This window comes from Qipengyuania sp., from assembly GCF_042095715.1.
Classification (GTDB): Bacteria; Pseudomonadota; Alphaproteobacteria; order Sphingomonadales; family Sphingomonadaceae; genus Qipengyuania.
Window position 1 is genome coordinate 1 of record NZ_JBELMO010000083.1, and the last position, 11,069, is coordinate 11,069.

The 11,069-nt window shown below is 60.7% G+C and carries 11 protein-coding genes; 3 read left to right on the top strand and 8 right to left on the bottom strand.

The window, feature by feature from the left end; all coding sequences use genetic code 11:
• On the top strand, nucleotides 1-764 hold a 764-nt coding region (locus ACFDTG_RS14595), incomplete at its 5' end, for a helicase-related protein (protein WP_375291739.1).
• A gap of 11 nt (nucleotides 765-775) precedes the next feature.
• On the opposite strand, the gene ACFDTG_RS14600 is transcribed toward ACFDTG_RS14595, so the two are convergent.
• Both ACFDTG_RS14600 and ACFDTG_RS14605 read right to left on the bottom strand, forming a co-directional pair.
• Nucleotides 776-2,629 carry a type II toxin-antitoxin system HipA family toxin gene (locus ACFDTG_RS14600; protein WP_066489062.1) on the bottom strand — a complete coding sequence of 618 codons (1,854 nt, stop codon included), beginning with the start codon at nucleotides 2,627-2,629 and terminating at the stop codon, nucleotides 776-778.
• 750 nt (nucleotides 2,630-3,379) lie between these two features.
• Complete coding sequence (locus tag ACFDTG_RS14605) at nucleotides 3,380-4,369, bottom strand: cytochrome P450 (protein ID WP_375291740.1); 990 nt, start codon at nucleotides 4,367-4,369, stop codon at nucleotides 3,380-3,382.
• A gap of 256 nt (nucleotides 4,370-4,625) precedes the next feature.
• Between ACFDTG_RS14605 and ACFDTG_RS14610 the strand changes: the two genes are divergently transcribed.
• Nucleotides 4,626-5,168, top strand: a complete 543-nt coding sequence (locus ACFDTG_RS14610; RefSeq protein WP_128082253.1) for a TetR/AcrR family transcriptional regulator — start codon at nucleotides 4,626-4,628, stop codon at nucleotides 5,166-5,168.
• Between the two features lie 104 nt (nucleotides 5,169-5,272).
• Here the strand turns inward: ACFDTG_RS14610 and ACFDTG_RS14615 are convergent, their stop codons facing one another.
• The 6 genes from ACFDTG_RS14615 to ACFDTG_RS14640 form a co-directional block, all read right to left on the bottom strand.
• Complete coding sequence (locus ACFDTG_RS14615) at nucleotides 5,273-6,331, bottom strand: alpha/beta fold hydrolase (RefSeq protein WP_082731227.1); 1,059 nt, start codon at nucleotides 6,329-6,331, stop codon at nucleotides 5,273-5,275.
• Nucleotides 6,328-6,966 (bottom strand): RNA polymerase sigma factor, encoded by a 639-nt coding sequence (locus ACFDTG_RS14620; RefSeq protein WP_082731228.1) that lies wholly within the window; start codon nucleotides 6,964-6,966, stop codon nucleotides 6,328-6,330. Before ACFDTG_RS14620 ends, ACFDTG_RS14615 begins: the two co-directional genes overlap by 4 nt.
• Nucleotides 6,967-7,102: 136 nt before the next feature.
• Complete coding sequence (locus tag ACFDTG_RS14625; RefSeq protein WP_156442277.1) at nucleotides 7,103-7,273, bottom strand: hypothetical protein; 171 nt, start codon at nucleotides 7,271-7,273, stop codon at nucleotides 7,103-7,105.
• Nucleotides 7,274-7,381: 108 nt separating this feature from the next.
• Complete coding sequence (locus tag ACFDTG_RS14630) at nucleotides 7,382-8,362, bottom strand: MlaD family protein (protein ID WP_082731229.1); 981 nt, start codon at nucleotides 8,360-8,362, stop codon at nucleotides 7,382-7,384.
• Between the two features lie 71 nt (nucleotides 8,363-8,433).
• Nucleotides 8,434-10,047, bottom strand: coding sequence for an AarF/ABC1/UbiB kinase family protein (locus ACFDTG_RS14635; protein ID WP_037533153.1), 1,614 nt, complete (start codon nucleotides 10,045-10,047; stop codon nucleotides 8,434-8,436).
• On the bottom strand, nucleotides 10,040-10,471 hold the full coding sequence (locus ACFDTG_RS14640; RefSeq protein ID WP_051519962.1) for a MarR family winged helix-turn-helix transcriptional regulator: 432 nt from the start codon (nucleotides 10,469-10,471) through the stop codon (nucleotides 10,040-10,042). Before ACFDTG_RS14640 ends, ACFDTG_RS14635 begins: the two co-directional genes overlap by 8 nt.
• A gap of 140 nt (nucleotides 10,472-10,611) precedes the next feature.
• Here ACFDTG_RS14640 and ACFDTG_RS14645 point away from each other — a divergent pair.
• Nucleotides 10,612-11,069: biotin/lipoyl-binding protein (locus ACFDTG_RS14645; RefSeq protein ID WP_375291741.1), on the top strand; the 458-nt coding region annotated here is incomplete at its 3' end.

Here is an 11,069-nt window from a genome sequence, read left to right on the forward strand (position 1 = left end):
ACTATCTGCTCGACGCCGAGGGCTTGGGCGCCAAGCCAGCCGTCGATCGTATCGCTGGGATCAGCAAGGCGATCTCGGAGGCGTTGGCCATTCGCCCCTCGCAGATCGATGTCGAGGATCCAACGGTCGACGGTAAGAAGCTGGTGATCAACAAGTTCCAGATGCGCGGGCGCTTCGCCATGCGCCTGGCCGACTACAAAGACGAGGAAGGCGGGGCCGCACGCCTCTCCAGCGTTCGCGATGCCTTCAACTCACCGTTCCGACCCTTCGCGCTGGCCACGACCTCCGTCGGACAGGAAGGCCTCGACTTTCACCCTTATTGCTATCGGCTCTATCACTGGAACTTGCCCGGAAATCCCGTCGATCTCGAGCAGCGCGAGGGGCGTGTCCACCGCTTCAAGGGTCACGCAATCCGCCTAAATCTGGCGCATCGGCAGGTCGACGTGGTGCGTGGGCGCGAGAGAGATCACGATGATCCCTGGCAGATCATGTTCGACGCAGCTCGCGCCGAGACCGAGAATGACTCTGACCTCATTCCCTACTGGATTTACGAAGGGCCGGTGAAGGTCGAACGCCGCGTGCCCATGCTCCCGTTCAGCCGCGAGGTCCGACGACTCGAGTGGCTCAAACGAAGCCTGACCGTCTATCGCCTCGCGTTCGGACAACCGCGTCAGGAAGACCTGCTGGAGTATCTTCACAGCCTCATGGGAACCGCCATGGCGGCAGAAGATCTCGCCGACCTGCAAATCCGGCTCCAACCGTGACGTCGCGCCGCTCAGTCGCCTTCAACGGCAAGTGCCTTGCAGCGCTCCCCGACCAAGGCGATCACCTTCTCCTGCGCTGTCTTGGCGGCCTCAGCCTCGGCCGCGAAGGCAGGTAGCTGAAGCCCCTGCGCCCGGTCGGCCACACGCGCGGTCAAGTCCGCAATCGCAGTCTCGGCATCTCCGGCGGATACGCCGATTGTCCGCGCCAGCGCGAGGAAGTCCTGGGGCGTCAGACGGTCATCCTTGCCGTTGAGCTTGAGCGCCATGCGATCGCCCCCCAAACCCGGGAAGACGCGCGTGGTGACGGCGTCGTAGAGCGGCGCGAAGCGCACGCTCGTGAAGGCCTTGGCATCCACCTCGGCGACTTTGAGCACAGCGAGGTTCTTGAGATGCATATCGCCATCGGCGATGAGCCAGGCGAACACGGCCCGGCGGAACAGGATATCGAGATCGCTGGCCGGATCGGTCGACAGCGGTCGTAGGCCGCGCGCCATCCGCTCGATCGTTCCGTCGTATTTGGCGGATGCTGGAAGGTCCAAAATGGAGCAAAAGTCCTCCATCGCCAGACGCCGCTGATCCGCTGGCGCGCGACGAATATCGAACCGCTCGACGACCAGTGCAGGCGACATGCCGTCGGGCATCTCCAGCAGCGCGGCGTCGGGCACATCGAACCCGGCCGAGCGGCCAAGCTCCAGGCAAAGCCACTCGACGACCGGTAACATCTCGAAGCCCGCCGTGCCGGCGGGCTTGAGGATATGGGTGAACGGCTGATCGATGGCCGGAACGAGGGCGCCATCAGGCATCAGGCTCATCGGCGCCTTGATCTGGACGCCCGACAGGCGCGGCGTTTCCGCGCGCGCGAAGATGCGCGCCAGGTTCTGCTCGAAGGTCTCCTCGATCTCGCCCCGGGCCGGACCGGCGTAGCGGCCCGTGAAGCGACCGGTGTCGATGTATCCAGCCAGTGTTGTCGTGAGAATGTCAGCAGGCAGCGCCGCCAGTTCTTCTCGACCCTCGACGATGACGATGTTCGACATATATCGCCGTCCGCGCCGGAGCGCCTCGCGTTCATCGCGTTCGTGGAGAACCTGCGCCAGCCAGCCCTCAGGAAGCAGCGATTCAATGAAGGCCGGCAGCTTGCCCGGCGTGGTTTCGCGCACGAGGGCCGGTCCCGCTCGACGCCCCGGCTTCCAGCGCCATTCAAATCCATCGTGGGTCAGCCGGCCGAGCGGCTCACCGTGCCAGGCGACGAGGAGATCGAGCGCTGCCTTGTTGACCGGCGCCTTGGCAACGCCCGGCTGAGCTAGCAGAAAGCGTTCGGCACCTTCGCCTTCGCGATACCATTCGTTCTCGCGCGCCAGCACCCAGACGGCGTCGGCTGCGGCTTGGGGCGTCCCATGTTCCTCCACCAGACGCGCCGCCATCTGCGCGCGCATGTCGGCGGTAGCCGCGCTCGCATGTTCGCTGCGCAGGCGGAACGCTTCGAGAAAGCGCTGGCGCGGCGATGAGGCGTCGACGCGCAATTCGCCCAGGTCGTCGCCAATGACCGCCATCGCCGTCGATGGATGCTTCGGCGCTTCGTTCTGGATGATCTCAAGCGTCCGCAACCGCGTGCGCTGGTTGCGGCGGCCGCTGATGAACAGCCGCCCGTCGGGCGTCGGGGCGAGCAGCGCCGCACTCGCCGACGACAGATAGGCGTTGGGATAGAGATAGTGCGCAATCCGGACCGCATGACCGAGGATCGTCGCCTCGATATCCCCTTGGTGATCGACGTAAACCCCGCGGACGAGTTGGATCAACTCACCGGCCTTCGCGCGCTGATGCGCGCGCTTGGCGTCAATTGTCTCACCGACCAAATGAAGAGCCATAGGATTATCTCGCGTCTCAGATGCGCGTTAATCCCACCATCCGGTTTCGCGTGCAAGAATTATCTCTCATCTGAGATGCGAGATAATCCGACGTGTAGAGCTATTGGCGCGCGCCGACCCTGAATGATCGGCGCGATCCAGAACAGTCATGCCGCGAACGGCGCGCAGCCAGCCCTATGACGACTGGCCTAGCGGGCTCCGAGCGGGTTCGCCGATCCCCGCCACGGGCCTTGATCCGTCTCTCGCGGCGGCTTCTCCGATGGTCCCAGCGTTTCTGGGTCCCGGTCCCCAAGCTTACGTTGACAAGGCGTTATCGATTGATCGCGCGAGATGGCCTGCATGATGGCTCGCAAATTCCCAGAAACTCCGGACGCCGCCCCGACAGAGATCCCTCGATCTCGGGCTTCGCGAGCTAGCGCTCGCTAAGGCCGGAATCAAAAAGAATACCAGAATGGCTTTTCAATAGAATGCCTGAGACTGGTTATACAATATCTCTTTCCAACGGTATTTTCCGGACAAATCTCGCGACGCATTTCTTTCGGATGGCCGCAGATAGTGCCAATCAGGAGTCGACAGCCATTACCAAGTAAATAGCAATAGCATTTGACAAGAAAGGCCTTTGCCGATGCTTCTATTTATATGAAATTACTAACGTCACGTGATTACGGCCGATCCCGTTTTGCAAGAAGGCCGCTCACCAGAGCGAATTGACGAGGAAGGCAATTCCCAAGATGTAATAAGCCAAGGAACTCAAAATGATCGGGAAGCAATGCGAAGGCGACAATCGCGAAGTTCATACCCTGTGATCAACGCGTTCCAGTTGATCTTCGGCGGTGCTTCCAGCGTTAAGTCCGCAATGCGCAGCAGGCGATCGAGAAAGATTGCGGTTTCGAGAATTGCGATGCTCGCGCCAGGGCATCGATGGGAACCATCACCGAACGCAAGCCCCGCGCTACCGACGCGCGCTGCCAAGGCGCGATCAGGATCGACTGCATGCGGACACGCGCCCACCGCCGCGACATCAGCGTTCGCCTGGCGGATATCGATTTTGAAAATCTGGCCGGTATTTGGATTCCGTCGCGAAAGCTCCCCGACGACCGGTTCGAGCCTAAGGATCTCTTCCAAGATGGCGATCCGCCCGGTCTCATCTGTGGCAAGGAAGCGTGTCCGAAGCTCCTCGCGCTCGAGCAAATGCCATCCCGCCATCGTGATAAATTCGCGTGTCGTCACCATGCCGGCTGCAGCGTAGGTCACGCACTCGGTAAGGATCGCGCGATCCGAATAGCCTTCGGCGATCAAATGCGAGATCACGTCTTCGCGCGGGGCACGGCGACGCGCGAGAACCGCTGGGAACACGTCTCGAACGTAAAAATTAAGCATGTGGATCTGAGCCCGCGCGAAGCGTGGCAGATCGAGGATCGACTTGCCGAGCGCGACATTGCCAGCCTGAAAAAAGCGTTCGAGCCGACGCGCCATCCCGGTGCGATTACTATCGGTAACACCGACAACCTCGGCCGCAACGGACACCGCCAGCCGCATGCTCATGTCGTCAAGCTTTGCGTGGCCGCGACGCTGCATGTCGCCGATTAACGCATCGGATTCACGTTCGATAATCGCACGGTAGCTGGTGTCGACGGTTTTGGGGGTGAAGAACCGAGCGGTCGCAGCACGCTGACGGCGATGGCGCTCACCGTGCTGGAAAATGATTGGCGCAAAGCGCTCGTCGCTGAACCTTGCCATCAGATCAGCGCGGAAACTGGCCTGATGCAGCTCATCGTCCCGGAGTAGCGCGCGTGCTTCTGAAAAAGACTGGACTGGGCAACCGCGACCCATGGGCTGCGATGGAATGCTTTTTCGATCGTCACGGAGATCGTCGACCCCGCTGGACGGTTCGCGCGATAGCGTGGAATACGAACTCATCGCTTTGCTCCTTTACTCCAAGGTCCGCTATATATGATCTACTGTGGCTCATAAAAGGGGTAATAGCGAAAAGGGCGTGGACGCTCGTGTCACGCGAACCCGTTCGCTGCTGCGCGACGCGATGCTGGCGCTGTTGCAAGACGGCGACGCGCATTCGATCACTGCGCAACGTATCGTCGCCCAGGCCGGAGTCGGCTACGCGACCTTCTTTCGCCATTATCCCGGCGTCGACATGCTGTTGCTCGACGTGGCGGACGAGTTGATGGGACGGTTGGTTAAGCAGGTGGCCCCGGCTCTCGTACGTGGAGATGTGGGAAACGCCGTGCGATCGGTCGTGGAGTTCGTCGATCTCCATCGGCACGCGTCTGCAGCTCTGCTGGTTGGCGGTGGCGATGCAGTGCGACAGGAAGTGACGGCTCGCGCCATTCGATACGCAGAGGGGCTCGATCTTCCGTTTGATTCATCCGTGCCTCGCGGACTCGCTGTTCGGGTCGTAGTGGGCGGAATAATCACCATTTTAAGCTGGTGGTTGACGGAAGGACTCACCAGTTCAGCCGATGACGTGAGCAGCTTGATCGAACGGTTGACGATACGCGCCCTTGTGACGGCGCAGACGTAACACCGGAGTACAGGTCGGTGTGCTCCCTAGGTTGGTCGAATGCGGTGCTAAAAGCTTCCTAAAACCCTGCTCGGACGCGGCGGATAGCTTGGTATCAAACCGGTCTAATTGCGCTCGATGCTCCAGCCCGCCAGCAACGCGCGCAAGGCGGCGACGAACGCCAGCGGCTGATCCAGCATCAGATGGTGCCGAGCTTCGGGTACAGCGATGATCGGAATATCGATACCGCCGAGCTCGCGCACGTAATCACTGGAATCGTTTGTAAAAAGGAGGCTTTGCTCGCCGTGTACTATCGCCTTGCGGCCTGGTGCCTCGACCAGCGTTCTGCCCATTTCAAGCCATTCGCTGGGCACATTATCCCGCTTGAACACTGATGGCGAAAACTTCCAGGTCCACGCTTCGCCTTCGCGTCGAAGTGAGTGATAGGCCATGTAATCCATCAGGAACGCCTCACCAACGGGCTGTGGCGGAGATAGAACGTACCGCTCGCGCGCGCTGGCGTAATCGGGGTAGCGCTTATGCGGGCGATCGGGGTCGCCTGATCCCGGGCCGGTGCGGCCGCCGCCCCAAACGGCGTCAAAGCTGGACGGACGCAGCACCATCAGATCGCAAATCACCGTACCGGCAAAGGCATCCGGCGCCAGCGTGATCGCCTGGAGCGCGACTGCCGCGCCAAAGCTGTGTGCGACGATGATCGGCTTGTGCTCGTGGCCAAAAAGTCCAAGGGCCTCCGCGACCCCGATCATCTCCCGTCCTCGCGCGACCATGTCACAATTCTCGCGAACGTCGCTGTCGCCCATTCCTGAATGGTCGTAGGCGATCACATGGTAATTTTCAGCTAGGTAAGGCGCGACGAACGCCAGGCACCGTGCATGAGAGAGAAAGCCGTGGGTCATCAGTAAAGGAGGCGCGGAACGATCTCCCCAGCGGAAGTAATGCATTCTCACACCAGAGACCTCGACGAAGCCTTCCTCCCGCGGCACGGATAGCGCGTCGACAAACCAATCGGGCAGGTATGCAGGGTCTGGCGCCCACGTCTGTACGATATCGGACGGGATTTCACGCATGGTGTTCCAGTGCCTTTCTTTGACTGAATCAATTATGTGGCCTTGATCCGGCGTGACGCGATTGAAACCGAACTGTCCAGGCTGCGGCGTATTCATCCTATTGTTCTCGAACCGGATCTTTTCCAGTTTCGGTATATTTTCGCATCGCTTGTTTCAGGAGCTTCGCACGCGGGCGCGGGGAGCATTGGTAGCTGGACCGGGAGAGGCGGATCGGTTTCAAAGCCGTCAACGAGCACCCGACGGGCTCGCGATACGCGACTTTTAACGGTGCCAAGCGGTACGCCGAGACGATCCGCGGCTTCCTCGAATGTCAGCCCGTCTCGTGTCACCAGCTCGAAGGCTACGCGTTGTCCATCAGAAAGCGACGACACGGCTTGGTTGAGTTCACTGGAGAAAATCCCTTCGTCCTGCGTGGCAGGGGCAATTAAAAGACGTTCTGCGATTGCCGGATCCCACGATACCGAGCGCCGATCCTTTCGCTTCCCAGACAGGAAGCTGTTCCGTGCGATCCGCATAAGCCAAGCCTTAAGGTTCGTCCCGATCTCGAAACGCTCTCGCGCGGCCCAGGCGCGCACCAATGTATCCTGAACGAGGTCATCGGTATCTGCCTCGTTACGCGTCAGTCGACGCGCATAAATCCGCAGGTTTGGCATCACCCTGCGCACAGCATGGCTAAAACCGCGCTGGCTTATAAACGGATCAGTCTGCTCAATGGCGGCGGGAAGTGTCATCCTCGTCACCTTTGCAGAATATGCAAATTGGATGAGAAGACCGCTCCAACCACGAAAGCCGACGCGATCCCATTATTCTGTGGCCTTTTAGAGGAGGTCGGACTGGGCAAACGCATCGACGCGGGATGCCGTCGAGTCAGCCTTTGGTCGATATTTGAGCCACGCCGCCAATCCCACTCAACGCTGTGATCGCAGCGTCGAATTGTATCGCCGGTAGCGTGAATCCGAACGCATCGGCTTCCGCAAGGAGGACGAGCAGCGCAGCGATGAGTGTCGCCGCTTTGTCTTTTGGGTCGGTATTCGGCATCGATCACTCCGATGGTTGCTGCCGTTGTTCGGGAATAGCACCTTCTCGCATCGATCCCGGGTCGAACCACTCGCCAGCAAAACCGTGCCGGGGATCGGCACACGCTGTTCATGGCTTCGATCCATTTTTCGCCGCAGGAGTCTCGATCTCGCTTGGTTGACCAGCAGGCGAGGGTTTGAAATCAGGCAATTTGGTCGATCCCAAGCCCCCCTGTTCGATTCTCTTGGCGACATCGCCGGCACGACCGACTGGTCCCCGGAGCGATCGAACGGTCTCAGTGACCTGGCGGGCATCCGCTTCCAACTGCCTCATCCGAGGTCGTGCGCGCGAAACCGACTGCCCAAAAGACACGGCTGATTTGTCAGCCGAGTCCAGCGACCTAGAAATACGCTCACGAAATCCTCCTCGTGACGCTTCAATGCGTCGGCGAAGTCTCGTTGCACCATCCCCTGTATTGGCGATCTGCTTTGCAAAAGCATCGAGCCTGTCCGTCTGTGGCAACCGTCCCGCCACTTGACCGACTTTGCCAGTCCAGCTCTGCGAGTTGCGCGCGAGTTCGTCGAGACGCTTCTCTATCGAACGCAAACCAACGGGATCGAGCTTTTTAGACACACTTTCAGCGTTCGACGAAACCTTCGCAATGAGGTCTGCTGGACCACCGCCGCCCAAGAGTCCTCCGCCCTTTGCTGGTACGATCGGGAACTGCTGCCCCTCTCGGGCCGCGAGCACCGGGTTGCGATTGTTGTCGCCGCTCAGGCTCAGTTTTGCCGATCCATCAAATAACGACCGTTCGATCGATGCTGTCACACCTCGATGAAGAATCGTGTCACTGGTCAGCACGAACCGCACGGTCACGAAATCTGGATTTTTGGGCTGAACCTTGATCTCAGTTATGCGACCGATGGCAACGCCGAGAAGGTTCACGGCCGACCCCGGTTGCAGGCCATCGACGGATTGTTCAAATCGTATCTCGTACGTCGGCCCCTTGGCATCGCTCGCCTGGAGAAGCCACAAAGCGAATCCGATCGCAGTGACCATGAGCAGGCCCACGATCAGGCTCACCTTCAACCAGTTTGAATGCGTTTCCATCGGGAGCTAGGAATCCCGAGACCTGTCGCGCCAGGCGCGATGCTTTGCGGTCAGCTCTGCGTGCGCCGCGCTCATCGCCGCCTCACACCTTCCAAAACGGCCAGTGCAACAGCGCCGAAAGCCAACAGTCCCGCCAGGAGAGGCTGCGAGGAAAACACTATCGCGGCGCAGATCGCGAGGGTGGCAGGATAGAGCTGCGGAGTACCCCTGCCGGCACGCTCTCTTCCGCGTAGACGCTCAAGGTCCTTGGGCGCGATACTGACGGTGATCGAGCCGGTTCGCGCAACCTTCTCGATCTGTCCGACGAGGTTCGGCGTTGACAGAACCGCTCGTCCGAGCGCTGCGAGCAGCTTGCCCGCCTCGCCGCGCAGCCGGGCAGGGCTCGCCCGCTCCCGCATCATTTCCTTTGCTATGGGAGCAAGCTCGCGAGCAATGTCGAATGCCGGATCGATGCGCCGGACGAACCCCTCGGCGGTCAGCAAGGTCCGGAGCACCAAAGCGAGGTCAGGCGGAAGCGCGAGATGAAAGTCGCGCAGAATCGCGAATACCATCTGAAAAATGTCGGCGAGGTCAATCTGATCGAGCAGGACGTTGCTGAAGCGGTCGATCAGCTCTGCCATTGCCTCTTCGAGCCGGACCCGGTCCACGTCCGGATCACCAGCCCAGAGCATAAGGATATCGACGACACCGCCGGTGTCTTCCGAAGCGATCGCGAGGCCAAGCCGAACAAGTTCCTCCCGGCGTCTCGGCAGGAGGGTGCCCACGGCCCCGAAATCGATCAGGCCAAGCGTCCCGTCTTCAAGAAAGAAGACGTTGCCGGGATGCGGATCGGCGTGGAAGTGACCGTTGATGATGATCATGCGCAGGATCGCCTGCGCATAGGTGCTGGCGAGCGCAGCCAGATCGAGATCGCTTCGGCGTGCCGCCTCCAGATCGCTTGCGGGAAATCCGCGGAGCCGCTCCTGGATGTTCACTCGCCTGCCCGAAAGCTCCCAATCGAAGCGTGCCGTCCGAACCCCGAAGTCCTTGAGGTATTCACCAATCGCGTCGCTGGCGCGCGCTTCTGCGCTGAGGTCCATCTCCCGGGCGAGGCTCTCGGCGAAATGGCGCAGCAGTTCGTCCGGCTTCAGTCTCGCAATCTCGGGGATACGGCGCTCCGCGACCCGGGCCAGTCTTCGCAGTAGCCGGAGATCGGCATCGACGATCCGCTCGATGCCTGGGCGGCGAATCTTAACGATAACGTCCCGCCCGTCGAGCAGCGTCGCCGCATGCGCCTGAGCGATCGAGCCTGCCGCAAGCGCTTCGGTGTCAAAGTGGCTGAAACTTGTTTCGATTGGGCCGCCGATCGCTTCCTCGATCAGCGGTTGCACGGCCGCGAATGGAAGCGGAGGAACGCGGTCCTGCAGTTTTGAAAGTGCATCGACCCATGCCGGCTCCAGAAGGTCGCTTCGCATCGCAAGGATCTGTCCGAATTTGACCGCGACAGGACCGATATCCCGCAAAAGCGCGACAATCGCTTCCGGCCGGGTATCTTCAAGCGGCTCGTCCCCCCCCACCCCCAGACCCAGCCGAGCGGCCAGCCCCTTGAGACCGTGCCGCCCGAACAGGACGAGAATCTGTGCGAACCGCTCCCTTTCTTTTAGAGCAGTCGTATCGGCTTCATCAGTAGGAGTTCGATCAATCATGCGCCCGGCTTTTCGGGGCGGGAACTTGGGTCTCGGGAACGCTGGCCTTCGTCTCCAGATGGTCGACGAGCCGGTTCAAATGCTTGATCGCCGCGTCGAGGCCCTCGAGTTCATCCGCTGTCAGGCTTCCGAAGGTCTGCCCCACGATGTCGTCGTAGAGCGGCATGGCCAGTCCCAACGTGGCCCGGCCGGCGTCTGTGATCTGCACCAGTTTGGACCGGCGATCGTCCGGAGCAGGCGATCGTGACACGAGACCATTTTGTTCGAGCGCGTCGATCGCCTGGGTGACAGTGCGGGGCGCCTGATCGAAAAAGCTCGCAATGTCGGTGGAGCGGCGCGGTTGTTCCGCGAGATACGCGAGCAGTTTTAGTTGGGCCATCGATGCACCCTGACAGGCAAGATAGGCGTCGATCAGTCGCCGCATCCTGTACCAGGTCCAGCCGAAGGTGGTTGCGATCCCACGTATACCCGATTGGTGAGGTTCCATATAATGTGGTATTGCCGAAGCTCGGCCGCCGTGGCAAGTCCCCCGGCTCTTTGAATCGATAGTTGATCGGGAATAGAATGGTGGAAGATCCCCCAGTCGGTTCAGGCGACCATGACGATGTCGGTGAGCGGCCCGCCGGTCCGCTCAAGTCGGTACGGGTTCGGTTGGCGCTATTGATTGTCGCGATCGCGATCGTGGGAGCGGGGTTGGTATGGTATTTTGACCATCAGAACCGCGGCAAGTTCATGCAGAAAACCGACAACGCTTATGTGGCGGCGGACTCTGTCGTGGTGGCCCCGAAAGTTGCCGGATATGTCGAGCGCGTGTTTGTCAGCGCGAACCAAGCGGTCCGCAAAGGGCAGCAGTTGGCAGAACTGGACCCTCGCGAATATCGAGCCCAAAGCGAGCAGATCACCAGCCAGATCGACACAGCGAAAGCTGCGGTCGAGACGAGCCGTTCGCAGATCGCTGAACAGCAGGCGACAATCGTCCAGGCGCGTGCTCAGGCGGCCTCGGCGCGCGCCGAGGCCGCCTG